Origin of the sequence: Oricola sp. (assembly GCF_965230365.1) — a bacterium.
Taxonomy (GTDB): Bacteria; Pseudomonadota; Alphaproteobacteria; order Rhizobiales; family Rhizobiaceae; genus Oricola.
In genome coordinates, this window is the sequence record NZ_OZ246003.1 from 3,631,272 (window position 1) to 3,656,383 (window position 25,112).

Here is a 25,112-nt window from a genome sequence, read left to right on the forward strand (position 1 = left end):
CCCGGCAGGCGGATTCCTGTCCGTCTTTGATTTGTATCAATCATAGACCGCTAAATGGCGCAACTGCCACGCAAGTCGAAACCTGCGTCATTTTTGCGCGCCTGCGACAAACGGCGAATGCGGGTATAAAAATGCACCCCTGTCAGCATTGACCCGCCCAATTTCACCAATTTGCCATGATTGCAATGCGAAAGGATGTGTAAACCAATTGCCATGCTACATATCCCTTTCGTGGACCTAACCTTAAGGAATACAAGGTGCCGATTCGAGCGAAGACGCGGAAAACCCCTATTTTGACCACGATTGCCCGCCGGATCTTCCCGCTAACCTGCGCGACCCTCATCGCCGGCGCTGCGGCGCTCGCGCCGGGGGCGGCCCAGCAGGGCGCCGTGCGCGCCAGCCACGGTGCCTGGTCGATCGTCTGCGACACGCCGCCCGGCGCATCGGCGGAACAATGCGTCCTGATGCAGAACGTTGTTGCCGCCGACCGCGAGGAATTCGGCCTGTCGGTCGTGGTCCTGAAGACTGCCGACAAGAAGGCGCAGATTCTGCGCGTGCTGGCGCCGCTCGGCGTGCTTCTGCCAAACGGGCTTGGCCTCAATATCGACGGCAACGACATCGGCCGCGCCTACTTCGTGCGCTGCTTCACCGACGGCTGCTATGCCGAGGTGATCCTCGAGGAATCGCTGATCAAGAGCCTTACCGAGGGCCAGAGCGCGACATTCTACGTGTTTCAGACGCCCGAGGAAGGCATCGGCATCCCGGTCGAACTGGAAGGCTTCGAAGACGGCTACAAGGCGCTGCCCTGACCGGGAGTGTTTCCGGGCCGCTTGCCCGCCACCCGTTCCGCGCCTAAATGACTCACCTGAAACAACAGGAGACGTCATGAGCGCCGAAACGACACCCGACCTGATCAACTCGTTCGACGTTTCGCGGGAGGCCGTCGAGGCTGTCGTCGCAGACGCGCTCGCCAAATCCGACGACGGCGAACTGTTCATCGAACATGCCGAAGCCGAGATGCTGATGTTTGACAACGGCCGGCTGAAGACGGGCTCGTTCAACACCGGCCGCGGTTTCGGCCTGCGCTCGGTCGCCGGCGAAGCGGTGGGTTACGCCGAGGCGGGCGAGTTGTCGCTCGGCGCCCTGAAGCGCGCTGCGGACGCAGTCGGCGCGGTGACCACCGGCTATTCCGGCACCTATTCCGACGCGCCGCCCGGAACAAATCGCAAGCTCTATGGCGACGCCAATCCGATCGGCGAACCGTCATTTGAGGAAAAGGTGAAACTTCTCAAGGACATCGATACCTACCTGCGCGGCAAGGACGAGCGCGTGCGCCAGGTGACGGCATCGCTGGCCGCGACTTGGCAGGTGGTGGAGATCCTGCGCGCCGACGGGCATTTCGCCAAGGACATCCGGCCGCTGACGCGGGTCAATATCTCGGTTGTCGTCGGCGACGGCGACCGCCAGGAAACCGGCTCTTTCGGTGTTGGCGGACGCCAGGAATTCGGTGCCTTCATCGCCGAGGACAAATGGCGCACAGGCGCCGACGAGGCGTTGCGCCAGGCGCTCGTCAACCTGTCAGCCAAGCCGGCGCCGGCCGGCACCTTCGACATCGTGCTCGGTTCGGGCTGGCCAGGCGTCATGCTGCACGAAGCGGTCGGCCACGGGCTGGAAGGCGATTTCAACCGCAAGGGCACCTCGGCCTTTGCCGGACTGATGGGCGAACAGGTCGCGTCCAAGGGCGTCACCGTGGTCGACGACGGCACCATCGGAAACCGGCGCGGCTCGCTGTCGATCGACGACGAGGGAACGCCGTCCGGCCGCAACGTGCTGATCGAGGACGGCAAGCTGGTCGGCTTCATGCAGGACCGGCAGAATGCGCGGCTGATGGGCGTCAAGCCGACCGGCAATGGCAGGCGCGAATCCTACGCGCATGTGCCGATGCCGCGCATGACCAACACCTACATGCTGGGCGGCGACCATACGCCCGAGGAAATCATCTCATCGGTCAAGAACGGCATATACGCCGTCTCGTTCGGCGGCGGCCAGGTCGACATCACGTCCGGCAAGTTCGTGTTCGGCTGCACCGAGGCCTACATGATCGAGGACGGCAAGGTGACCTTCCCGGTCAAGGGTGCGATGCTGATCGGCAACGGGCCGGACGCGATGCACCGCGTGTCCATGTTCGGCAACGACATGGCGCTCGATCCGGGCATCGGAACCTGCGGCAAGGCCGGCCAGGGTGTGCCCGTCGGCGTCGGCCAGCCGCATCTGAGAATGGACCAGATGACCGTCGGCGGCACGGAGCGGTAGGCTCCGGACCGATTGCACAACATCCAGCATCCCCGGATGCGGGCATGACTGCGTGACGTCACGGCGCAACACTGGAGCCAATCGATGGAAGAACAGAATTCAGGCGAGATCGTCGGCATCCGCGAGGGTCGCCCGGACGATGCGCCCCTGCTCGCCGAACTCGTCAACTATGCCGGCGAAGGCATGCCGCTTTACCTGTGGGGTCGCATGGCCGAGCCGGGCGAGACCGCCTGGGACGTCGGACGCAGACGGGCGGGACGCCCGAGCGGCAGCTTCTCCTATACGAATGCCCATATCGTCGAACTCGATGGCGAAGTGGCGGGCGTGCTGATGGGCTACGAAGTGCCGCCGGATCCCGAGCCGATCCCGGCCGACATGCCGGCAATACTCATTCCGCTGCGGGAGTTGGAGAACCTCGCCCCGGACACGTGGTACGTCAACGTGCTCGCGGTCATGCCCAAATACCGCGGCCGCGGCAACGGCTCCCGGCTGTTAGGCTTGGCGGATGAAATCAGCCGGAACTGCAGCAAGCCAGGGATGAGTGTCATCGTCGCCGACAACAACACCGGTGCACGGCGACTCTACGAACGGCTCGGCTACCGCGAAACCGCGCGTCGCGGCATGGTCAAGGAAGACTGGATCAGCGACGGGCAGGAGTGGGTGCTGCTGGTCAAATAGCCAGGCTCCCGGATCGCACGGCCTTGGAGACGTCCGCGCCCTATTCCATTCCCTTGCGCATGCGGTCGAAGGCATCCTTCATGCGCAGGCCGAGCTGGCGAGCCGCTTCGCCGACCTCCTCGGCGCTCTTTTCCAGTTCGGCACGCGAGACGAAGCGGTCCCAATCCCCGGTCAACCTGTCCCATTCTTCCTCGGCCTCCATGGACGCCAGGTGCAACTGCAGCCGCAGTTCGTCGCGCAGGCGCTTCAAATCGTCCTGAAACGGATTGTCGCTCATCGCCAACTCCTTTCGGTCCGGTTGCCCATATCCTCGTCCGCAATCCCCCGATAAGCATTGACGCTTGACAACTCCGGTCTTGGGCTTTCCTCAGGATGTTGACTCCGGACCAATACGCGCCCACATAGGTCGCCTGCGCTCCCATCGTCTAGCGGTCAGGACGCCGCCCTCTCACGGCGGAAACAGGGGTTCGATTCCCCTTGGGAGTGCCAGTGATTTCAATGAGTTGCAGAACTCATGATTCCGCTTCTTTCGTTTGCCGCGCTTGGATCCGGGACACCCGGCAGCCTCGGCCGGTGGTTTGAACGCTTGTCTGCCTCAGCTTGAATGCGGGATCGCCAGCCAACCACCCTTCCCGGACAACGCGTATTCGATCTTGCCATCGGATAGCCACATGGCAGCGGGCGCTTGCCGGACCATTTGCCGCCGGTCCGATATGGTGACCAAAGCCCATGATCCTGTTCAGGATGACTTTCGCCATAACTTGAGTATACTTCAGTCTCGGGCTATTACGTTCGCGTAATGCGCAGCTGGCAATCTGTCGAGCATTCTGGTTGTTGCTTTGATTTGTGCGTCGACCGTCTCTACGAGACTTGGAAGGAGGGCGGGAATTGGAACACGACGATCCCAAAAATGGCGCGGAAGCGCCGGACGACTCAATCGAAAACGGCGGCGGCGATGACAGCATCTCGCGACGCGATGTGGTCAAGCGTGCATGGGTTGCTCCGGTTTTCGTCGCCGTAAACCTGCCGAAGGGCGCGTTTGCCGCCCCGTCGATCAGCCCTGTCGCGACACCTGCTCCGACGGCAGCACCGCCAACAGCGGGTCCGACGGCAGCTCCGCCAACCTCTGCCCCGCCAACATCTGCCCCGCCAACATCGGGCCCGACACCGGCTTCGCCCCCGACAGTGGCTCCGACTTAAGAGGCATTTCCTGAGGCGCCCAAGAACCAGCCGGTGCCGTGGCGTTGCATCCCGCGCCAGCCGTCAAACTGATGTGCCTGTCGCGACGCAATTCGCAGGCACCGATGCGTGAAGTAGGCCCATGACAGGCTCGATCGGTCTGGAAACGGAGAGCTCGGGGAAGCCATATCGCCTCCCGCATGTCCGACAATTTGCGGTCAGAGATGAACTCATTCTCGTCGCTCCGGAAGATGAGGCCGAGGTTCTGGACGTCGGGGCGGATAATCTGGCCCTGGCGATCAACCAGACCGGACGTGCGATCTGGGACCTGTGCGATGGCCATCATTCCCCAGAAGACATCGTCCGCAAGCTCGAACCGAAATTCGATGTCGACAGCGCGATCCTGCTTGAACATGTCGGTCAAGCTCTGGCCGATCTGTCGCGACTGCGCCTGATCGGCGGATTCGTCGAGCACAGCCGCGTCCGGATGCCGACGACATTTGCGATCGGCATCGAAGACAGGCCCTATTTCTGGTGGCAGACCGCCATTTTCCTGGAGTCCTTCCGCGGCAAGCTGCCAGCGGGGTGGCAGGCCTTTGTTACTGTCTGCAATGACGGTGCGCCGCTATCGGACCAGCTTCGCAGTATCCTCGAAACCTACGGCACGAAATACGCTCTTTCCACCAACCATGCGAATACGAACCGGATCGATGTCGGTCACGAAGGCGGAATGACCTACGCCGCCGTCAACAAGCTCGAGGCACTGGCTGTCGCCGCGAAGGATATCGATCCCACCGGGATGATCTGCCTCATCGACAGCGACATGTTTCTCTATGGCGATCTGCCGCTCGACATCATGCCGACACGCTGCGCGATGCCGCGAAACTGGCACATCGAACGCGATGTCTTCTTCGCGACAATTGACAGGAACGAGGGGAAAGGCGTCGATCTGCACAAGCTGCTGGATGCTGTCGGTTGCGACCGGCAATTCGCACCGGGCGGCGTGAATGTCTTTGTCACGGCCGAGGTCGCGGGCAACAAAAAGTTCATTGCCGATTGCTACCGCTTTGCCCATGCACTCTACCTGCTCGGACGAATTGCAGGCGCCGAGCTCGCCTGGATCGCCGAGATGCCGTGCTTTGCGCTTGCCATGACGGCAAACGGCATTGGCTACGACCTGCTCGAGCAGAAGGAGTTCCTGGTTTCCGATTGCAGCGAGCCGTCAATCCCCGACGGCACTTTCTACCACTACTACAGCGATCCGAAGGACTTCGGCCAGGCAGCGTTCAAGGACTCGCGATGGCACAAGCAGGCCTATGTGGACCGGAACTTCCTGGACACGGAATTCGATGCGTTCGCCCGCAACGCCACGACCGAACACGAGAAGTACTTTTTTCAACTCGCCGAAAGAGCACGGACGCGACTGAATGTATGAAACGCCGCAGCACATAGTCGAATCCCAGAGCAAGGATCTGAAGAAGGTGCGGTCGCTCGGATTGGGGTTTCGCAAGGCGACGCTTGACCCGCGGATCCATGATCGCCTGATGGACCACCTCAGGGCCAACGTTCACAGGTTCAAGTCGGAGGCAGAAAGCACCTTCATCAAGTCGGAGAATCCGCGCTGCCATCCTTCGCTTATTTGTAACGACGACAAATTCAACCGGTCGCTGCTCAGCGAACTGCGTCCTGTCCATGAAGAATGGAGTGGCATGCCTCTCAAGCCGGCCGCCTGTTACGGCATCCGCGTCTATCAACCACGCAGCTACCTTTACAACCACCACGATCACGCCCGCACCCATGTCGTCAGTTCGACGATCTGCGTCGACAGCAGGGTCAATACCCCCTGGCCGCTCTACATCGAGGACGAGGAAGGCCAACCCCACGAAGTGGCGATCGAGCCCGGAGAAATGGTGTTCTTCGAAGGCGCCCGGCTGAAGCATGGGCGTCCGTACCCACTCGATGGCGACTACTACGCCAACATTTTCATTCATTTCACGCCCCTGGATTGGACTATTGACCCGTAAAACAGGGACAGATGGCGCTCCAGCCGCGAAGAAAACCGCATGAAGTCGCTGATCTACACGATTTACCGCAACGGCTCAGCGGGTTTCAGCAACTTGGCGATGTCGCTGGAACTGGGTGTCGTCCTTGCCGGTCTGACCAACCGGGTGCTGGTCTTGAAGGGCAACAACACGCCCCTGGGGAATGTCGTGCAGTATCACGGGTTGGTGCGAAACACCTATCCGAGCAAGGTGACGGACCTGATCGAACCCGGCGTTCCGTGGATCGACGCGGAGCGCGTCAATCTGAGCGCCTTCGCGCCGCATGAGATTTCCGACAAGATGGCCCAGGACAGCGTCTTCTACTTTCCGCCCCATCTGTCGACGGAAACCGATGACTTCCGCTCCTTCCTTGCCGGCCGGAAACACGTCTTCACCATCGGAGAGGCTCACGAGCATGCTGCCGCGCTGTCCTTTTCAGGCGGACCGGACGCCAACACACTCGGCTTTTATTCGAGCTTCTTTTATCTCGATGAACCGTCTCAACGCCGCGCCTTCGATATTATCAGCAACATGAAACCGCGCGCGCCCTATGCGGAGTTCGCCCGGCGCGTCGCCGACGACCTCGGCCGGTTCAACGCCGTCCATATCCGGCGCGGCGATTTCAAGCAAACATTCGGCGTCACCACTCTGGACCGGTCGCCCGCGGAGGTCATCGAGGCGCTCGACCACCATTTCTCTCGGTCGGGCCGTCTGGTTGTCCTCACCGACGAGGCTGACGATCCCTTCTTCGACGAGATACGGGCGGCCTATGGCGATGTGGTTTTCATCGATCACCACATGCTGGCGCATTATGATTGCGAATTTCAGGACCTGCCGGCGCATGACAGCATCGCGCTCGCCTACCTGTCGCAGTTGGTCGCCGCCCGGTCAGATGATTTCATCGGCACCATGACCAGCACGTTTACCGCCCTGATCCAGCGCATGCGCGGAAACCTGGGAAAGGAGGAGCGGTTCAAGTTCCTGTGGAACGAGCTTCCGGCGCCCGGCGACAAGGTCGAACGTGGCAGCCATCCGCCCAGCGAGTGCATTCCCCTCGACAAGGGCGTCATGGTGGAGCAGCACAGCGGGCCATATTCCTGGAACCGGTTCAACGATCGCCTGAACCCGGCCTGGATGCGCGAATGGCCGGAGAGCTTCCTCGATGAGGCGGCGATGGTGAAAAGAACGCGGGACCGCGAATACGCCATAGCAAACGCCTCGCCGGCCGAGACGATACCGGGCGGAAGCTATGCGGTCTCGTTCCAGAACAATGCAGTGGTCGCGAGCAGCAATGTTGCCGAAGTTGCCGACGCGATCGCCCGGCTGTTCGCGCTGATGGGCGCATCCTCCGACGCGTTGCCGATCGGCGATGTGCGCCTCGAACGCTCCGGCGACGAGACCGGATTGCTCGTGGACAGAACGCAAATAAAAACCAGTTCCGACGGCTTCAGACTGCTGCGCCACCTCTACCGGGAAGTCGTGCGGCGCTTCATCGAGCGCAATACGGATCTGGTCTGGCTCCATGCCGGATGTGTGGCCTGGCGCGATCGAGCGGTTATTTTGCCGGGTGCATGGGGGCGCGGAAAGAGCACACTTGTGCTCGAACTCTACCAGTCCGGCTGGGACTTCCTGTCCGACGACATCGTTCCAGTCGATCCCCGGACAGGCAGGGCAATACCGTTCCCCGGAACCCCACAGGTGCGCGCAAGCAACGGGAAGGCCCTGTCGCGCAATCAAATCAGCGGTCTTTCCAAGTCAGTAGCGGAGATCGATCCGGCCAGGGTTGCGCCGGAGCCGAGACCGGTTTCCGCGATCGTCTTTCCGCATTTTTCGCCAGAGGCCGAAACGCAACTCGTGGCGATGTCGCCGGCGCAGGCCGTCGGCGAGTTGCTCGAGAATTGCCTGAGCTTCCAGAACAACACCGATGCGACCGTCGAAGCACTGTGCGCGCTGGTCGAAAACCTTCCCGCCTACAGGCTGCTCTTTTCCGATGCCGCCGAGGCGGGCGACACGATCGTTCGGCTGCAAGCCTCCTTGCAGGAGGAAGGCGCTGCGGAGACAACGCTGGCGGACGCGCAAAACTTAAACAGGAGGTCTTGAGCGATGCAGGACATCGAGGTGGAAATCACCCTTGCGGGCGGCAAGAGCTACAATTCCGTTCTTCCCGCGGATTCGCCCTTCCTGAGAGACCTCTACTACTCGCTGGCGCTCGGGCAGCAGGCGGATGCGGAAAACCCCAACATGGTGTTGCAGATCCCCCTGCAGGATGGCCATGCCGCCTGCTCCTTCCTTTCATCGTCGCTTGTATCGGTTGTCACCAAGCCGCCGGTGCTGATCCAGTCTCAGGGCCCGGCGCAGGGCGGAGCGGTATTCGCCCATCCGGTTTCTGCGGTTCCGGCGCATGTCCGCATCGACGATTTTCTCACGCCGGAAGAAAACCGGCAGTTGTTGGATTTCACGCTGGAAAGCGACGCCGATTTCGAAGGCAGCACCGTCCTTCGCAGTACAGGCGGGGAGCAGGACCACAGCTATCGAAGATCAAAAGTCCTGTTCTCGGTCAAGGATACGAGGTGGCGCGACATATTCCTCAACCGGCTCAAGATGCATCTTCCGCACATCTCGAAGAGCCTCGGCCGACCGGGGTTCGAGTTCCACGAATCCGAAATCCAGCTGACCGCGAGCAATGACGGGGATTTTTTCAAGCGGCATTCCGATGCGGACCACAACGAGGAATCGGTGGCAAACCGCGTCATCACCTTCGTTTACTACTTCTACAAGTCGCCAAAGGCCTTTGAGGGCGGCGACCTGCTGCTTTACGGCGCCAACGATCAATCCGTGACCGCGATCCAGCCCGAAAACAACATGCTCGTGGCGTTTTTAAGCGACCTTCCGCATGAAGTGGATATTGTCCGCTGCCCTTCGCGCGAATTCGCTGACAGCCGTTTCACGATCAATGGATGGCTGCGCGTCAACGCGTCATGAACGAGGCCCGGCCGACCATATTCGTCGCGATCGCCTCCTACAGCGATCCGGAACTTCCACGCACGCTCGACGATTGCCTGGCAACCGCGCGTTACCCAGAGAACCTGCGTTTTGGCATCTGCTGGCAGTACGATACCGCCGCACCGATTGAGCTGAGCCGCTTCAGGTCGGACAGGCGCTTTTGCTTTTCCGATTATCGGGTCGAGGATAGCCAGGGCGGTTCCTGGGCGAGGAACGTCGCCCAGGCGTTTTATGACGGGGAGACCTACGCGTTGCAGGTCGACTCGCACACGGCGTTCGCTCCGGGCTGGGATTCCAGTCTCGTCTCAATGATGCGGACACTGCCCGCCGACAAGCCGCTGATCACCATGATTGCGCCGCTGTTTCGCGTTGACGACGATGGGACTGCAAGAAAACGGACCGAACATGGCGTCCGCTGTGGGCGGTTGGCGGACTGGAACGAGACGTCGGGCTGGACTCCATGGTTCGACTGGGGGCAAGCGGCGACACGGCGGCAAACGAGAAACCGGTTCATCTCCGGCTGTTTCATCTTCACCATCGGCCCCTGGACCGAAGAAGTTCGCCAGGATCCCGATCACTATTATTGGGGTGAGGAATTCGCGCTTACCCTGCGCTCCTACACGCATGGGTACGATTTCTTCCTGCCGGACAGCATCGTCGCCTGGCACATGGAACACACCGAGGCGCCGCCGAGGCGGCACTGGGAACATGGAACAGAGGTCATCTCGGCGAAAAACAAGGTCGCATTCGAGCGGTTCAGGAAACTGGCCTTCAGCGACGACCCGTCGGAGCAAGAGTCACTCGGCCGCTTCGGCCTCGGCCCTCGTCGAACACTTGCCGAGTATGAGCGCTTCGCCGGAATTGACCTCACAAACAAGCGGGCCCATCCTGACGTCTATGCCGGACGAAGCCCGGATCCGGTGACGATCAGGAAAGACGATGATTGGGCCGATTGCATAACCTGCGAGGAATATCTGCAAACGGTTGAAAGCCAGGGCAAGACCGTTTGGCCGCAGTCTTGCCCAGGAGAATCCGGAGCGACGTGAGAAGATGTTTTATACCGTATTCAGCACGAACGATAATCCCTACATGCAATGGCAGTCGGACCTCCTTGAGTATTCCTGGAAACAGGTCGGACAGGAAGGCGAACTCGTCCGGCTCGTCGCGACCGACGATCCCGAAAACCTGCCGTCACAAAAACACGCCCGCTGCTTCGCGACGCAGAGCTGGGACGTCTATCCCGAAACGGGAGACGCGTATCCGATCTACAACAAGCCCGCCTCGCTGCTGGAATGGGTTTTTCGCGAGCAGCCGGAAGGAACCGTGTTGCTCCTCGACCCCGATTGCGTCTTCCGCGAGCCGGTGACAAGGCGCGTCGCGCCCGGGTTTCCAGCGGCGCAGGCATGGGCCGGATTTCCCATCGGGGAACCGAGCATGCAGAACCCCTTCGGTATCGGCGCCGGATTTTCCTTCCTGACCGAGCATTGCGCGAAGGTGGACCTTGGCATCCGCCCCGTCATGATCCCGAAGCTCATTCACACCCGTGACCTGAAGCGAATTTGCGGACGCTGGCTCGAACTGACCGGGATTGTCCGCGACAGGTTTCGCGATCCGGCGGGCAATCAGATATGGGAAGCGGACATGTATGCCTACATCGCGGCATGCGCGGAGTACGACCTGCAGCATGATCCTGTTTCGCTCGGTGCTTGCACGAACTGGGACCCGCTGGAAGCACCGGATGCACCGATCATTCACTACTGCCAGCCGATCGTGGGCAAGGATGGCGCCACTCTGTTCTCGAAGCATCGTTATGAGCCCTGGCACTTGATCGACACGTCGATCGAGCCAGAGCACGAATTCGGTGCCGATCTGATTTCGATCATCAACGATTACGTTTACGAGCGTGCCGGGACCGTCCGGCCACTTTCCGACCAAGACCGTCCGAAGCGCGCCGAGGGCATAATGGAGGGCCGGGTGCTCGACGAGATGCTTCTCGAGCGCCCGCAGGATGGCGCGAGCCTGTGGATGAACAGCTCCGGCATCGCGATCTGGGAGCTCTGCGACGGCTCCCTGAATGTCGGCGAGATCGGAACGAAGCTGAGTGAAGAGTTCGATCTGACCGAAGAGGAACTGGCGCCCGACATCCTGGCGGCAATACACCGGCTTCGCGAGATCGGCTTTCTGAGCCTGTCCGGCTAGCGCGCCGACCGCCCTACGGGCCCTGCAGAAGCCGCCGATAGAGAAATCGCTGCGGTAGCAAACGCCAGCGGTCAGCATCCTTTGCCGAAACCACCATGCTCCCGGTGATCAGTCTTTTCTCCAGGCCGCTCCAGCGAATGGGCGGCAGGCTCTGAAGAAGACCGGCGCTGGCCTGGCAGCCGTAAAGATCCGCCGCAAGACGCAGCAAGGTCGCGACCGGCAGGACCGCGCCAGACCGCAGGGCGCGTTCGCGCAGTTCGGCTGGATCGACGCCCATTCGGACGATCATCAGGCCATCGACGACATATTGCAGGCGGCCGAAGAGATGCGATGTCGCGCCATGCAAGGCGGCTAGAACCAGCCTGGACGCGGGCGAAACCCCGCCTTGGCGAGGATCGGCGTAGAGGTCGTAAGTCAGCGTTTGTCGCGCGCGCAATTCGGGTGCGTGGACCATGTCGGTGTGCACATCGACGACAATCCAACCGCCGAAACTGTCGGCGCGGGTCCATTGCCTTTCGGTATTGGCAATGAGCCTCTCTTTCGGTTCATGCAGCGTGAAACCGAATATCTGGAGGATCTCCCCCAGATTATCTTCCGCGTCCGGCCTGACGAGAAGGTCAATATCGGAGAATGTCCGGTTGTTCAGGCCGCCATAGGCGTTCTCGGCGAAATCGACGCCCTTGACCAGCACCACGGGAAGTCCCGCATCGGCGACGGCGTCAAGAATATCGCTGGCCGCGCTTGCGAGCAGCATCGCGCGGCCGACATCCAGGAGCCGACTTGCGTTCGCCGAGGAAAGGAGCTTGTCGCCTTCGCTTTTCCGCCACGCGGCATCCCCGGACAGGAGTGCGTCGGGCACGGTGCGCAGCAGGCTTGCAAGGTTGCTGGTCATTGCCGGCCGGACATTGTGGCGGCCTGCGTCGTCGACCAGCGTTTCCAGCAATCCTGTCTCGGACATCGAAAACGGCTCGCTGTGCCATTGCATGTTCATGCCCTGCGGATCCGAGAGGCGGGCAAGCCATCCGCCGACCTTCGAACTCATTGGCCGCCTGTGGCCGGGCCGCCAAGGCAGAAGCCGCGCGCCAATCCCGCGTCGGACCTGACGATATGACCGAAAGGCACAACGGGCGGAGTCATAGAGGATAGCGCTTCGAAAGCGGGCTTCATCGCAGAACCCGGATCACCGCCGCGTCGATCAGGAGATTGGCGACTGGAATGAGGTCCCTGAGGATGATCGCATGGTTCTGAGCGAATTCTTCAGATAGCCGTTCGGCGATCTCTGAAACGGAGCGCTTTCCATCCAGTTCGCGCAGGAATGCCAGCGCGGTGTCGTTGACTGTGTACAAACGTCCGGATGCAGAGTTGAGCACGACGCCGCCCTCTCCCGTCCCCAGTGGGTTCACGCTTGCCGCCGAAGCAAGTTCCAGCCGCGTTTCCGCAGTCGCCCGCGATCGAGACGCATCCAGGGTCACCGGATTTTCCACCTGCAGACCATCGTCCTGTCATCAAGCAGAGCCGGCTGCAGCGGGTCAATAACAAATTTGCGCTTGCCGCCGTCATTGTCGTGACGCGCGCGCCTTTCGCCGGCCACAGCGACCAGCAGCACCAACCGTGCAGATCTCTTACGTCGAGTCAGAAAAACTGCCTATCTGGCTGTTTTGGCGAGTTTTTCGGCTGCGCGCCGGACCTTCTCAAGATGCCGGGCGCGGCTTGCGTCGGTGGAACTGTCCATCGAGTAATGCGCGACGGAGACGGTCCGCGCCCAACGGTGGCAGAGCGTACGGACGCCGCGCAGAAGCGTTCGGCGGCCCGGTGCGCCGACCAGCCAGGTTAGCCAGCGGCTCGCGCCGCAGGTAGTGAAAACGGCCACCGTGCGGATGCGGGTCAGCGCCGGGCGGATGTCTTCGCCGTCGGCCTTCGGCATGTGGAACGCCACCTCCGGCAGAAGCACCCGGTCGAGCCAGCCTTTCAGCATTGCCGGCTGGCCGTACCACCAGGTCGGATAGACGAAGGCAAGCGCGTCGGCCGCACTGAGCGCCGCGACATGGCGCTCGACAAGGCGCGTGTTGACCGCCGGCTCGATATAGTTTTGTAGCTCTTCTGCGCTCAGCACCGGGTCGAACCCCTCGCCATAAAGATCGATCACCTCGATCTCGGCGCCGCCGGCGGCCAATGCCTCCAGCAGCGCGTCGCGCACTGCCTCGGTAAAGCTGCCCGCCAGCGGATGACAGTAAACGACAAGCACCTTCATCGGATGCGCTGTTCCCCTTCTTTGTCTGAACGACCGACGCTTCTACGATTCCCGCATCAAAGCAAGGGCTTGGGGAAATCCCGGCAGTGTGGAGCGATGATCGGAGAGCTGTGGACTGCGCCTCGAACAGCAATCCCGTCCACCGCCGCCCAGCTTGACAGGCGACGCAAAGTAACGATGCTGGTTTGATTGCGTCAAAAATCGACGGGGAGGAGAAATGTTCAAGAAGATCATGTTGCCCGTGGATCTTGCACATGTCGACAAGCTGGCACTGGCGCTGGACGCGGGAGCAAATCTTGCAAAACTCTACAAGATTCCCGTGGTTTATGTCGGAGTCACGACGGAAGCGCCCAGCGCGCTTGGCCACAATCCGGCGGAATTCACAGAAAAGCTGAGGGACTTTGCCGACGATCAGGGTGTACGCCACGGCATCGCAACCGACGCCAAGGCCTACGCCAGCCACGATCCAGCGACCGATCTCGACGAAACCCTGATCGGGGCGGTGAAGGAAACCGGCTGTGATCTTGTCGTCATGGCAACGCATGTCCCGACGGTCGTCGACAACGTCTGGCCGTCCAATGGCGGGCGCGTCGCGACCCATACCGACGCATCGGTGTTTCTCGTCCGCGGCTAAGCCTCGCCGGGCTGCGTCGAAAAACTGATAGCCGAAAGGCAGGAGGACATCAGAATGAGCGATCCCACCACTGAGCAGGGTATTCGAGCTCCGGAAGGCGCCGCGGAACTCATCGAGACTGAATACGAGATCGGACAGGACAATATCAGCGTCTCCGTCGGGCCTTTCGGCCTCGACATCCACAATCCCGTGTTCCTGATTTCCGGCCTGACCATTGTCGCCTTCGTGTTCTTCACACTGGCGTTCCAGGATAGCGCCGGCGAAGTCTTCGGCGCGTTGCGCCAGTGGCTGACCTCGACATTCGACTGGTTCTTCCTGTTGTCGGCCAACATCTTCGTGCTGCTCTGCCTGCTTCTGATCGTCTCGCCATACGGCAAGATCAGGATCGGCGGCAGGGAAGCGGCGCCCGACTATACCTACACTGGCTGGTTCGCGATGCTGTTTGCCGCCGGCATGGGCATCGGGCTGATGTTTTACGGCGTGTCGGAACCGATCTCGCACTTCTCCTCGGCGGTCGGCGGCACAGCGGTGGGCGAAGACGGCATGCGTTCGGACTGGGCGCCGCTTGGCGCTGCGGCAGGCGACAATGCCGAGGCGGCTCGGCTTGGCATGGCGGCGACGATCTTCCACTGGGGCCTGCACCCGTGGGCCATATACGCGATCGTCGCCCTGGCGCTTGCGCTGTTCTCCTACAACAAGGGCCTGCCGCTGACGATCCGCTCGATCTTCTATCCGATCTTCGGCGAACGCGTCTGGGGCTGGACCGGCCATGTCATCGACACGCTGGCCGTGTTTGCGACGCTGTTCGGCCTCGCCACTTCGCTAGGTTTCGGCGCCGAACAGGCCAATGCCGGACTGGAGTTCCTGTTCGGCTGGCCGGTCACGGACGCATCCAAGGTGTTTCTCATCCTGGCGATCACCGCGGTAGCGCTGATCTCGGTGATGGCCGGCCTCGATGCCGGGGTGAAACGGCTTTCGGAGATCAACATGGTGATGGCAGCGCTGCTGCTGCTTTTCGTCATAGTCGTCGGGCCGACGGTGGCCATCCTGTCCGGCTTCTTTTCCAATCTCGTCGCCTATGCGGAATATCTGCCGGCGCTGTCGATGCCGTTCGGGCGCGAGGATGCGAATTTCAGCCAGGGCTGGACGTCGTTCTACTGGGCGTGGTGGATTTCCTGGTCGCCTTTCGTCGGCATGTTCATTGCCCGCGTCTCGCGCGGACGCACGGTGCGCGAGTTCATCATCTGCGTGCTGCTGATCCCGTCGCTGGTGTCGGTCCTCTGGATGACGGCTTTCGGCGGCACCGCCATCAACCAGATCGTCAATGACGGATACACCGCCGTCCAGGACGCCGCGCTCGAACTGAAGCTGTTCGAGATGCTTGCCGCACTGCCGCTGACGCAGATCACGTCGGCGATCGGCATCGCGCTGGTGATCATTTTCTTCGTCACGTCGTCGGATTCCGGTTCGCTGGTGATCGACACGATCACGGCAGGCGGCAAGGTCGACGCGCCAGTGTCGCAGCGGATCTTCTGGGCGATTTTCGAGGGTCTGGTCGCGATCGCGCTATTGCTCGGCGGCGGGCTCGGCGCGCTTCAGGCGATGGCCGTGTCGACGGGCTTCCCGTTCACCATCGTGCTGCTGCTGGCCTGTATCGCGATCATACAGGGCCTGCGAAGCGAACCGCGCTAAGCACAAACATTGGCAGTGGCGAGGCTTTTACGGCCTCGCCACTCAGCCGCATTCGCGGTCGAGCACGGCGACCATCTGGCGGTAAAGATCCTCCGCCTCGCCCGGTGTCTTGCCGACACAGACGGCGCCCAGCTTGCCGAACTGCGAGAGCGCCCCGATCAGGTGGAACACCACGCCGGTCTGGGTGGCGCCGTGGAAATGGATGCCATTGCGCACCGCGATGTCGATCAGATCGTCCGGGCACAGTCCTCGGTAGCACGGCGAGCACAGATTGTCGGTTGCATAGTAGCAGCGCGGATTGCCCTGCGGCGTGTTGAACAGGCCGGTTTGCGGGTCGTAGGCGCCGTCCGTCAGATATTGCAACATGATGAAGGGATGCGTCGTGCCGCCCTTGCGCAGGTTGATCTCGATGGCGACATGGCGCCAACCGCCATCTTCGGGGACCGAAATGAAGTCGACGCCAAAACGGCCTAGCACGCCGTGTTTGGCCAGCACGCCCGCCACCTTCGTCCCCTGCGACTGTATCTCCAGCCGGTAGGCCGGATCGGCCGGAAATGTCGCGCCGAGATATTCCTGGCCGGTGTGCCCCCCGAGCACTTGGTCATGGGTCGACAGCGGGTCGATCCTGCCGGTCGGATCAATGCGAAACTGCGCCGATGGCGAGCGCTTGCCCTCGCCTTCGACGAAGGCCTCGACGACGCCGCCCATCTCGACGAACTTTTGGTGGAATACGTCCCACGACAAGCCGGCGGCCTCGAACGCCATGTGCGGCAGGCGCTCGCGCACCCAACGCGACAGGCCGGCCTCAGGTGCATCGGAGAAGTCGAACAGCGCGTTGCCTTCGCCGGAGAAACCCTCGTTCAGCTTGACGACGGCGCGCCGCATGTCCGGATCGCGCGCCTTGATCTCGCACAGCGCCTCGACGACATCGTCTTCGCCGGTCAGGTTCTCCACACCGTCGGGGATCGCCACGCCGGCCTCGCGCAGAACCTGGCGGCTGCCGCTCTTGGAGCCAAGCGGCAACAGGTCGGGATCGCAGCCATAGACGGGAATACCGAGATCGACGGCCAGCCGCCTTTCGAGGTTGGAAACGTTGAAGCAGATCATGTGCGCGAAATCGGTGCGGCCGAGCGCCTCGAGGATACGCTTCTTGACGCGTGGCCGTTCAAGGATCTTTTCCGTCAGCGACCGCTCCGACGCATCATGGCAGGTCAGCAGGGTCAGTCGCTCACGCGCATGGCGGTGCGGCACGCCCTCCAGCAGATGGAGATAATAATCGATCGTCGCCTCGGCGACGGGCTCGCTGGTTACATAGACGACGCGCGTTGCCGGCATCCGCAAGAGCAGCAACAGGCACAAAAGCCTTTCCTCATAATGATGCACGCCCTCGATGCGGGCCATCACGTCGGTGTCGAGCGTCAGGCTCGGAACGATCAGCACGCCGCGCGGATGCAGCGGGTCGGGAAAGACCTGCTCGAACTGCCAGGACAGCCGGCTTCGCAACATGCGAAACGCCTGGCGCTCCTCACCGGCTGTCGGTACCGCCGTGCCAATGCTGCTCATAAGGCCGAAGCCTAAGACGGGATCGCCAAAAACGGAAGCGTTAATACTGCTTTAGCGGCAGGGGGAGGCTTTACTTGCCTTGCTCTAGCCGTTCATTTCATCGGGCGCGCGCTCGTCAAGCAGGTCGCTCGGCGCGGCCTCGGCGCGTTCGGCATCGACCTTCTTTCCCACCGCGGCGTCCGGGCTGGTATCGTTGACGGTTTCGGGCTCCTCGCTCGCGGCCGGTCCGGCGGCCGCAGCGGCTTTCGGCCGGGCGGCAAGTTCTGCCGGCGCGCCGTCGATGCGCAGGCGGAACGACGGCTCGGGCAGCAGGAAACCCTCGCCTTCCAGTTCGTGCTTGACCAGCCGGATCGCTTCCGAGCGGGCGCGCAGGAAGTCCGTTTCATCCTGGTTGATCCAACCGACAAAGGTCAGGACAATGCTGGAATCGCCGACATCGTCGATCCAGGCGTTTGGGCCCGGCTCGCGGAGCACGAAATCGAAGGCCCGCAGCCGCCTGAGCCCGACTTCGAGGGCTCGGTCAAGATTGCTGGCCGGATCGAGCCCGAGCCGGAACAGAAACCGGCGCTGCGGATTGCGGCTGTAGTTGGTGATGTTGCTCTTGAACACCGTGGCGTTGGGAATGCGGATGTGGTTGCCATCGAGGTCGAGAAGGATCGTGGCGCGCGAGGTCAGGCCAATGACAAAGCCCTCCAGATCGCCGATCAGGATGTAGTCCTTGGGCCGGAAGGGCTGGCGGATGGAGAGCAGGATCGAGGCGATGTAGTTTTCCACCGTATCACGCACGGCAAAGCCGATCGCCAGTCCGGCAATACCGGCTGCGCCGAGAATGGTGCCGAGAAGCGCGGTCGCGCCGAGGATATCGAGCGCCAGCACCACACCCAGCACGAAGAACGCTAGGCGAACCAACTGGCGCAGCAGATCGCTGATAAAGGCATTGGGGGCAATTCGGTTCCACGGCCAGGCGCGGCGCGCGATCATCAGCCCGGCGGAAAAGACGACAAGCCAGGACAGCAGCGCGACGCTGAGCAGCGGCACATAACCGACTGTCTGCCAGAAGCGCTGGGTCAGCCGCTCATAGACCGGTGTGAGCCGCAGCGAGACCGAGGTGACCTCCTGAATCTCATTGGAGACCTCGACCACGCCGTTGACCCTGGCGGCCAACTCGCCGGCGCGCTGCGCCAGCGCGGCTTCCGCGACCTTGCCGCGCAGTGTGACGACGCCGGAGCGCACGGTGACGAACACGCCCTGCAGACCGTCAATCTCATCGAAGATCGCTTCGATCCGGGCGTCGATATCGCGGTCGCCGATGGTCTCGTTGCCGGTGGCGATCGCGCTGTTTTCCTGCGCGGCGGCTGCGACGGTGAATAACAACGCAATCGCAAATGTCGTGGCGGCGATCATGCGCCACAACAGAGCAGTACCCGGTCGCGCGGTCAGCGCTCCCGAAAAGGCGGGCACAGGGCCCGGAATGCGTGGTTTGGCGGTTCTGTCGGCGTGCGACATCGGCTCAGGACGGGCGCTGCCGCCCGCGGGCGCTGAATTCCTCCTCCAGACGCTGCTCAAGCGCCAGAAGGTCTTCCGGCAGCGGCTGTCCGGTCGCCTTCAACTGGTTCAATTCCAGATGGATTCGCTCCAGCAGTTCATGCGCGTCCTCCGGCTGGTTTTCCATCTCCTGGAACATCAGGTTCAAACGCGTGATCAGTCCTTCGAATGCCATAAGAAAAATCCCGGATTTGCCGTTGCGCGTTTCCTTAGCACGGCAATTCCGGGATTGCATACGCCCGGTAACCTTCCGGCACCGAGCGCGGGGTCATACGTCGCTGAGTGCCTTTTCGGCCTCGCTGATCGTCGCCTCGCCTTCAGGCGCTTTGATCGACGCGAAGGTTGCCGGCTTGAGCGCCGGCTTCATCGGCTCATAGGCGATCGGCGGCGTTTCGGTTTCGCTGACCTCGCGGCGAGCATAAGCCTTCTCTTCGGCGCGCGCTTCGAGTTCGAGAATCCGCTGCTGCTTGAGCCGGACGATTTCCTCGAACTCCTTGCGGCCAGAATCCAGCTCGAAGTTCAGCTCATCGATCCGCGACTTCTGCTCGACCACCTTGGATTCGAGCGTGGCGTTCTTGCTCTTGAAGTCTTCCAGCTCGATCGTGTTCTGCTTGCGCAGTTCACGCAGGTCGCCGACTTCCTCGCGCAGGCGCGACAGCTCGTCTTCCTTGCGGCGATTGTCGCTGACAGCTGCCTGTTCCTTTTCGCGGACTTTGTCGAGGTTGGCGTTGAGATCGCTGACATCGGATTCAAGGATGTCGAGCTTGTCCGTCAGCGTGCTGCGGTCGGTCTCCAGGCGGGCGATCTCGGACTGCAACTCGGCCGTCTCCACGGTCGCAATGCGTTTTTCCTCCAGCAGCCGCGCCATGCTGGTGCGGGCCTGCTCGTTGGTTTCGCGCAGTGCGTTGGTCTTGGCCTCCAGAAGCGCGATCCGCTTCTTCTGCTCTTCGACCTGAGACTTCATCTCATGGTTCTTGCGCACCAGACCATCGCTGGCGGCCCGCAATTTGTTGGCGCTGATTTCGACCTTCTCAAGCTTCTTCAGGTCGGATTCGGCCTTTTCCAGATAGGTGCTCAGGATCCCGATCTGCTTGGTGAGCGTGCCCATCAGGCCGGAGCCCTGCTGGATCTGCTGTTCTATTTCCTCGCACAATGCGCGCTTGCGCTGCATGTCGAGCAAGCGGCCGGACTCCGCCTTCGTCATGGAGTCGAGCCTGTCATCGCCGGCATCCGACGCTGAATCGAACTCGCGTTCCATTTCCAATGCGATACCCTTCTCGAGCGGATCGGCGCCGGGCGTCACCGATTCCGTTGCGGATACCTTTGTGCCGCTCGCGCGGACGGCATCCACCCTTGTAAGAGATCCCGTATAATCGACTTCTTCCTCAGCGAACACTGCGGAATTCCGTACATTAGACGAGAAATCTGAACTACTCCCTATTATCTTAGCAAAGCTACTCATTTCAGACCCCTTAATCGACGACTTAATACTTTTTTAATATTTTCACTCTTCCGCACGGTCAAACTGGATGTCTGTTAATCATTAAGATGAACCATTCTCATTAACCAACTAGACCGCTCAATATTATTGAAATTTTGAATCGTACTCACGCAGCGGCCGACCGGGCCACGCTGGCGCCTCGCCCCCGGCTGTTGTACAGCGGAGATCTGCATTCTCGGGAACCGGAGACCGCACACGTGCGAACTGTGATACTGACGGGAGCCGGGATCTCCGCCGAGAGCGGCATCGATACCTTTCGCGATCCCGACGGCGTCTGGGCGCGCTACGAACCGGCAAAACTGGCAACGCCGGAAGGCTTTGCCGAAGATCCGAAACTGGTGCACAGCTTCTATAACGCGCGCCGCGCACAACTCGGCAGTGTGTCCCCGAACGCAGCGCATATGGCGCTTGTCGAACTGGAGCGCGCCCTCGGCGACGACTTCCTCCTCGTCACGCAAAATGTCGACAATCTGCACGAGCGCGCCGGCTCGCAGCGATTGCTGCACATGCATGGCCGGCTGAGTTCGGCGCGCTGCGGTTCTTGCGACGGTACCTTCGAATGGATGGCGGACATCACGGTTGCGACCGCGTGCCCGGCCTGCAGCGTCGTCGGCGAGATGCGCCCGGACATTGTGTGGTTCGGCGAGTATCCGCACTACATGGATGAGATCGTCAGCGCCCTCGACCAGTGCGAAAGGTTCATTGCCATCGGCACCAGCGGCGCGGTCTATCCGGCCTCCGGGTTCGTCACCATTGCCGCGAATGCCGGCGCACATACGCTGGAACTCAACCTGAAAGCCTCCGAAGGGACCCATCGGTTCGACAGCTTCCGCCACGGGCCGGCGACCGAAATCGTCCCGGCCTTTGTCGCCGAAACCATCGCCGCCGACGCAAGTCCCTCATAGGCGTGCATCCGGATACCTGGCGCGCATACGCTCGATGCTGTCAGACACTATCTCGGCCAGTACATCGAGATCGATGCGGCCAAGCCGCCCAAGATAGAGGCATGACACCGAATGCTTGTGTGGCCCCAGCCGGGCAAGATGGTCTTGGTAGGGTTTGAAACCCGGCATGATATAGACCGACATACTGGCCTTGCGCGGCGAAAAGCCGGTCAGGAAAAAGTCACCCTCGCGGCCGCTGTCATAGCGGTAGTGATACTGGCCATAGCCGATAATCGTATCGCCCCACATGCGCGGCTCGGCGCCGGTGACGCGGCTCATCAGGTCGAGCAGAATGCGTGCATCGGCCCGCCGGCCCTCATGCGCAACACCGTCGACAAAGGCGGCGACCGACGCATCGCCCGGTTTGGTCTTGTTGTCCGAGCGCCCACCGCTCACGGGTAGAGGCGCGTCTTGGACCACGCGTCCTCGGCGTTTTCGCGCGCAAAGACCACCCGGTCGTGAAGCCGGAACGCGCCATCCTTCCAAAACTCGATATAAACCGGCGCGATGCGGAAGCCCGACCAGTGCGGCGGCCGAGGCACTTGGCCGATCGCATGTTTGGCGGTGTAGCGGGCGACCTCTTTTTCGAGCGCGAAGCGGCTTTCCAGCGGGCGCGACTGTTTCGAGGCCCATGCGCCGATGCGGCTGACGCGCGGCCGCGAAGAGAAATACGCATCCGCCTCGGCGTCGCTGACCACGCTCACCGGTCCGCGTACCCGCACCTGACGGCGCAGCGACTTCCAGTGAAAGCACATAGCGGCCTGCATGTTGGCGAGGATCTCCTCGCCCTTCTGGCTTTCGAAATTCGTATAGAAAACGAAGCCGCGCTCGTCGAAATCCTTCAGCAGCACCATGCGGACATCGGGCAGACCGTCAGGCCCGGCCGTAGCCAGCGCCGTTGCGTTGGGATCGTTGACTTCGGATTTGCCGGCCTCGGCCAGCCATTCGCCGAACAGCGAGAACGGGTCGTCGCGGGTCGTGAAGTCAGCGTTTGTTAACTCAGTGGTGGTCATAATTCTTTCCGGGACCGCGGCGCGAGCCGCTCAGAGATGGTGTTTGTTTTAGATGCGTGGCCTCCGGCACACAAATCGGGCTTTGTCGCGTACAGTCAAGCGCAGGCTTGCGGCTGCCAGCCGGCTTGCCGTGATACTGGCCGCGGCCGGTATGGTGCAAGCCTGCTCGATGACCGGCGCCGCGCTGGACGATGCGGTCGACGTCACCGCGCTTGCCGACAGCAGCGGCCTTGCCGGGCCGAACCCGTTTCTCGATACGCCAGATGCGGAAGCCGGCGAACGCGACCGGATGGTCGACGAGGATACGATCCGCAACGCCGTGACCTCGGCGGGCGACGACGCGGTCAGCGCAGGCACGCTGACCTGGTCAAATCCGTCGACCGGCTCCTCGGGTGTCGTCTCGAACCTTCGGCAACGCAAAATCTCCGGACAAATCTGCCGCAGCTTCACCGCGACACGGCAGTCTTATGACGGCGTTACGCTCTACCACGGCGATCTGTGCCTCGACCGCCGTACCGGCTGGTGGACTCGCTTGCTGCAGCCTGCTGCAAACCGGGGCTAGAGCGCTTCAATCCAAGCCGGAAACGCTCTAAACCGCCCAGACGCAGCGCGAACTGGAATTTCGGCGACGGCATCGCCATATTGGAACGAACCCTGAAAAACGCGCGAAGGTGCCATGAGAGACCCGTATTCCGTGCTCGGCGTCCCCAAGACAGCCAGCGCATCCGAGATAAAATCGGCATTCCGGAAGCTGGCCAAACGCTATCACCCGGACGCCAACAAGGACGATTCGAAAGCCCAGGAGCGCTTCACGGAAGTGTCGCGCGCCTACGAGATCGTTGGCGACGAGGATCGCCGTCGGCAGTTTGACCGCGGCGAGATCGACGCCGAGGGGCGCGAGACCTTCCACGGCGCGCATGCCGGCAATCCGTATACCGCCTATGACGGCTTCGAGGCTCGTGGCGGTGCTGGCGGCTTCGGATTTGGTGGCCGCGATGGCGGCGTTGCCGACGATATCATCAGTGAACTGTTCGGCTCGGCGTTCGGCGGCGGGCGGCGCGGCAGCGGCTTTTCCGGCGGTGCGGCGCGCGGCAACGCACAACCGCAGCGCGGCAAGGATATCGATGCCGACCTCCGCGTCACTCCGCGCGACATCATCGAAGCCGGCAAGGCCAGGCTGAAACTGCCTGACGGGCGAACCGTCGCGGTCAGCATCCCCAAAAACGCGGTCGAGGGTCAGGTGATCCGGCTGAAGGGACAGGGCCAGGTCGGGCCCACCGGCCATCGCGGCGACCTGCTGGCGACGATCCACATCAGGGCCGAGGCTGGCATGCATATCTCCGGCTCCGATATCCATGTCGGCGTCGATGTACCGCTGGCGACCGCGATTGCCGGCGGCAAGGTCTCGCTAGTGACGCCCGAAGGCAAACGCATTGCGCTGACCGTTCCGCCGTGGACGTCATCAGGACAGCCGATGCGCATCAAGGGCAAAGGCCTGCCGAAGCAATCCGGCGGGCGCGGCGACCTGTTTGCGGTCCCGGAAATCCAGTTGCCGGACGAAAAACGCGAGGCGCTGGAAGCGCTTTTCGGTAAAGCCGAAGTCTAGCCTGCCAGAAACTCCCTTGGGTAACGGCGCTTGATGGCATTCAGGCGCTGTGCAATATGCTCGCCTGACTTGCAGGACATTAATTTTCGGGAACAAACGCCATGACCACCGGTTCGGGCCTCATGAAGGGGAAGCGCGGCCTCATTGTCGGCCTCGCAAACAACAAGTCCATTGCCTGGGGCATCGCCAAATCATGCGCCGATCAAGGCGCGGAGCTGGCCTTCACTTATCAGGGCGACGCGCTGAAAAAGCGGGTCGAGCCGCTAGCCGCCGAATTGAACGCGATCGTCACCGGCCACTGCGACGTAACCGAGCCGGAGACCGTCGAGGCGACGTTCAAGCACCTGGAACAGACCTGGGGGCGGCTCGACTTTCTGGTGCACGCCGTCGCCTTTTCCGATAAGGACGAGCTGACCGGCCGTTATGTCGACACGTCGCGGGAAAACTTCGCGCGTTCGATGGACATTTCCGTCTACTCGCTGACCGAAATGACGCGGCGCGCCGAACCGCTGATGACCAGCGGCGGCTCGGTGCTGACGCTGACCTACTACGGTGCCGAAAAGGTGATGCCGCACTACAATGTGATGGGTGTCGCTAAAGCGGCGCTGGAGGCGAGCGTCCGCTATCTTGCCGCCGATCTCGGCAAGAACGGCATCCGCGTTAACGCACTGTCGGCCGGCCCGATCAAGACGCTCGCTGCATCCGGTATCGGCGACTTCCGCTACATCCTGAAATGGAACGAATACAACTCGCCGATGCGCAAGACCGTGTCCATCGACGAGGTGGGCGATGCCGCGCTCTATCTGCTCAGCGATCTCTCACGCTCGGTCACCGGGGAAGTTCACCATGTCGACGCCGGCTATCATGTTGTCGGCATGAAAGCCGTCGACGCGCCCGACATCACCAAATACTAGCCGCAACCGACGGCGGCCGGGTCAGGAGCTTCGAC

Annotated in this window: 26 protein-coding genes and 1 tRNA gene; 16 read left to right on the forward strand and 11 right to left on the reverse strand. The window is 61.8% G+C overall.

Going from position 1 to position 25,112, the window contains the following annotated elements:
- Window positions 1–50 precede the first annotated feature (50 nt).
- Window positions 51–215, reverse strand: a complete 165-nt coding sequence (locus tag ACO06R_RS17585; protein WP_421853052.1) for a hypothetical protein — start codon at window positions 213–215, stop codon at window positions 51–53.
- A gap of 78 nt (window positions 216–293) precedes the next feature.
- Between ACO06R_RS17585 and ACO06R_RS17590 the strand changes: the two genes are divergently transcribed.
- The 3 genes from ACO06R_RS17590 (at window position 294) to ACO06R_RS17600 (ending at window position 2,991) form a co-directional block, all read left to right on the forward strand.
- The gene (locus tag ACO06R_RS17590; RefSeq protein WP_421853055.1) at window positions 294–809 is read left to right on the forward strand and encodes an invasion associated locus B family protein; all 516 of its coding nucleotides are present in this window, start codon (window positions 294–296) and stop codon (window positions 807–809) included.
- 76 nt (window positions 810–885) lie between these two features.
- Window positions 886–2,313, forward strand: coding sequence for a metalloprotease TldD (gene tldD / locus ACO06R_RS17595; RefSeq protein ID WP_421853058.1), 1,428 nt, complete (start codon window positions 886–888; stop codon window positions 2,311–2,313).
- An 84-nt stretch (window positions 2,314–2,397) separates the two neighbouring features.
- The gene (locus ACO06R_RS17600; RefSeq protein ID WP_421853060.1) at window positions 2,398–2,991 is read left to right on the forward strand and encodes a GNAT family N-acetyltransferase; all 594 of its coding nucleotides are present in this window, start codon (window positions 2,398–2,400) and stop codon (window positions 2,989–2,991) included.
- A 40-nt stretch (window positions 2,992–3,031) separates the two neighbouring features.
- On the opposite strand, the gene ACO06R_RS17605 is transcribed toward ACO06R_RS17600, so the two are convergent.
- Window positions 3,032–3,268 (reverse strand): hypothetical protein, encoded by a 237-nt coding sequence (locus tag ACO06R_RS17605; protein ID WP_421853063.1) that lies wholly within the window; start codon window positions 3,266–3,268, stop codon window positions 3,032–3,034.
- A gap of 137 nt (window positions 3,269–3,405) precedes the next feature.
- Between ACO06R_RS17605 and ACO06R_RS17610 the strand changes: the two genes are divergently transcribed.
- From ACO06R_RS17610 to ACO06R_RS17640, 7 genes are all read left to right on the forward strand, one after another.
- A tRNA-Glu gene (locus ACO06R_RS17610) sits at window positions 3,406–3,480 on the forward strand.
- Between the two features lie 832 nt (window positions 3,481–4,312).
- The gene (locus tag ACO06R_RS17615; protein ID WP_421853066.1) at window positions 4,313–5,605 is read left to right on the forward strand and encodes a PqqD family protein; all 1,293 of its coding nucleotides are present in this window, start codon (window positions 4,313–4,315) and stop codon (window positions 5,603–5,605) included.
- Window positions 5,598–6,194: a hypothetical protein gene (locus tag ACO06R_RS17620; protein ID WP_421853069.1), complete on the forward strand. Its 597-nt coding sequence runs from the start codon at window positions 5,598–5,600 to the stop codon at window positions 6,192–6,194. Before ACO06R_RS17615 ends, ACO06R_RS17620 begins: the two co-directional genes overlap by 8 nt.
- 39 nt (window positions 6,195–6,233) lie before the next feature.
- The gene (locus tag ACO06R_RS17625; protein ID WP_421853072.1) at window positions 6,234–8,312 is read left to right on the forward strand and encodes a hypothetical protein; all 2,079 of its coding nucleotides are present in this window, start codon (window positions 6,234–6,236) and stop codon (window positions 8,310–8,312) included.
- A gap of 3 nt (window positions 8,313–8,315) precedes the next feature.
- On the forward strand, window positions 8,316–9,194 hold the full coding sequence (locus ACO06R_RS17630; protein WP_421853075.1) for a 2OG-Fe(II) oxygenase: 879 nt from the start codon (window positions 8,316–8,318) through the stop codon (window positions 9,192–9,194).
- Window positions 9,170–10,261: a GlcNAc-transferase family protein gene (locus ACO06R_RS17635; RefSeq protein WP_421853078.1), complete on the forward strand. Its 1,092-nt coding sequence runs from the start codon at window positions 9,170–9,172 to the stop codon at window positions 10,259–10,261. The genes ACO06R_RS17630 and ACO06R_RS17635 overlap by 25 nt, the downstream gene beginning before the upstream one ends.
- Before the next feature lie 4 nt (window positions 10,262–10,265).
- Window positions 10,266–11,414, forward strand: coding sequence for a PqqD family protein (locus tag ACO06R_RS17640; protein ID WP_421853081.1), 1,149 nt, complete (start codon window positions 10,266–10,268; stop codon window positions 11,412–11,414).
- A 13-nt stretch (window positions 11,415–11,427) separates the two neighbouring features.
- Here the strand turns inward: ACO06R_RS17640 and ACO06R_RS17645 are convergent, their stop codons facing one another.
- The 3 genes from ACO06R_RS17645 to ACO06R_RS17655 form a co-directional block, all read right to left on the reverse strand.
- Window positions 11,428–12,456, reverse strand: coding sequence for a nucleotidyltransferase family protein (locus tag ACO06R_RS17645; protein ID WP_421853085.1), 1,029 nt, complete (start codon window positions 12,454–12,456; stop codon window positions 11,428–11,430).
- A 121-nt stretch (window positions 12,457–12,577) separates the two neighbouring features.
- Complete coding sequence (locus ACO06R_RS17650) at window positions 12,578–12,886, reverse strand: PqqD family protein (RefSeq protein WP_421853088.1); 309 nt, start codon at window positions 12,884–12,886, stop codon at window positions 12,578–12,580.
- A 173-nt stretch (window positions 12,887–13,059) separates the two neighbouring features.
- Window positions 13,060–13,665, reverse strand: a complete 606-nt coding sequence (locus ACO06R_RS17655) for an NAD(P)H-dependent oxidoreductase (protein ID WP_421853091.1) — start codon at window positions 13,663–13,665, stop codon at window positions 13,060–13,062.
- Between the two features lie 217 nt (window positions 13,666–13,882).
- Between ACO06R_RS17655 and ACO06R_RS17660 the strand changes: the two genes are divergently transcribed.
- Together ACO06R_RS17660 and ACO06R_RS17665 are read left to right on the forward strand one after the other, a co-directional pair.
- Complete coding sequence (locus ACO06R_RS17660) at window positions 13,883–14,299, forward strand: universal stress protein (RefSeq protein ID WP_421853094.1); 417 nt, start codon at window positions 13,883–13,885, stop codon at window positions 14,297–14,299.
- Window positions 14,300–14,353: 54 nt separating this feature from the next.
- A complete protein-coding gene (locus ACO06R_RS17665) occupies window positions 14,354–15,991 on the forward strand; it encodes a BCCT family transporter (RefSeq protein ID WP_421853097.1) in 1,638 nt (545 codons plus the stop codon).
- A 42-nt stretch (window positions 15,992–16,033) separates the two neighbouring features.
- Here the strand turns inward: ACO06R_RS17665 and ACO06R_RS17670 are convergent, their stop codons facing one another.
- From ACO06R_RS17670 to ACO06R_RS17685, 4 genes are all read right to left on the reverse strand, one after another.
- On the reverse strand, window positions 16,034–17,554 hold the full coding sequence (locus ACO06R_RS17670; protein WP_421853100.1) for a peptide ligase PGM1-related protein: 1,521 nt from the start codon (window positions 17,552–17,554) through the stop codon (window positions 16,034–16,036).
- An 84-nt stretch (window positions 17,555–17,638) separates the two neighbouring features.
- Window positions 17,639–19,060 carry a mechanosensitive ion channel domain-containing protein gene (locus tag ACO06R_RS17675; RefSeq protein WP_421853103.1) on the reverse strand — a complete coding sequence of 474 codons (1,422 nt, stop codon included), beginning with the start codon at window positions 19,058–19,060 and terminating at the stop codon, window positions 17,639–17,641.
- A gap of 4 nt (window positions 19,061–19,064) precedes the next feature.
- The gene (locus ACO06R_RS17680; protein WP_421853106.1) at window positions 19,065–19,274 is read right to left on the reverse strand and encodes a hypothetical protein; all 210 of its coding nucleotides are present in this window, start codon (window positions 19,272–19,274) and stop codon (window positions 19,065–19,067) included.
- Window positions 19,275–19,367: 93 nt separating this feature from the next.
- On the reverse strand, window positions 19,368–20,495 hold the full coding sequence (locus ACO06R_RS17685) for a hypothetical protein (protein ID WP_421853109.1): 1,128 nt from the start codon (window positions 20,493–20,495) through the stop codon (window positions 19,368–19,370).
- A gap of 302 nt (window positions 20,496–20,797) precedes the next feature.
- Between ACO06R_RS17685 and ACO06R_RS17690 the strand changes: the two genes are divergently transcribed.
- Complete coding sequence (locus ACO06R_RS17690; RefSeq protein WP_421853112.1) at window positions 20,798–21,505, forward strand: NAD-dependent deacylase; 708 nt, start codon at window positions 20,798–20,800, stop codon at window positions 21,503–21,505.
- Here the strand turns inward: ACO06R_RS17690 and ACO06R_RS17695 are convergent.
- Together ACO06R_RS17695 and pdxH are read right to left on the reverse strand one after the other, a co-directional pair.
- Complete coding sequence (locus ACO06R_RS17695) at window positions 21,500–21,940, reverse strand: DUF1801 domain-containing protein (RefSeq protein ID WP_421853115.1); 441 nt, start codon at window positions 21,938–21,940, stop codon at window positions 21,500–21,502. The two genes, ACO06R_RS17690 and ACO06R_RS17695, sit on opposite strands and share 6 nt — an antisense overlap.
- Complete coding sequence (pdxH, locus tag ACO06R_RS17700; RefSeq protein ID WP_421853118.1) at window positions 21,937–22,557, reverse strand: pyridoxamine 5'-phosphate oxidase; 621 nt, start codon at window positions 22,555–22,557, stop codon at window positions 21,937–21,939. Before pdxH ends, ACO06R_RS17695 begins: the two co-directional genes overlap by 4 nt.
- Before the next feature lie 82 nt (window positions 22,558–22,639).
- Between pdxH and ACO06R_RS17705 the strand changes: the two genes are divergently transcribed.
- The 3 genes from ACO06R_RS17705 (at window position 22,640) to fabI (ending at window position 25,077) form a co-directional block, all read left to right on the forward strand.
- Entirely contained in the window at window positions 22,640–23,119 is a 480-nt protein-coding gene (locus ACO06R_RS17705) for an RT0821/Lpp0805 family surface protein (RefSeq protein WP_421853121.1), read from the forward strand.
- 114 nt (window positions 23,120–23,233) lie between these two features.
- Complete coding sequence (locus ACO06R_RS17710; protein ID WP_421853124.1) at window positions 23,234–24,163, forward strand: DnaJ C-terminal domain-containing protein; 930 nt, start codon at window positions 23,234–23,236, stop codon at window positions 24,161–24,163.
- Window positions 24,164–24,264: 101 nt separating this feature from the next.
- The gene (fabI, locus tag ACO06R_RS17715; protein ID WP_421853127.1) at window positions 24,265–25,077 is read left to right on the forward strand and encodes an enoyl-ACP reductase FabI; all 813 of its coding nucleotides are present in this window, start codon (window positions 24,265–24,267) and stop codon (window positions 25,075–25,077) included.
- Window positions 25,078–25,112 lie beyond the last annotated feature (35 nt).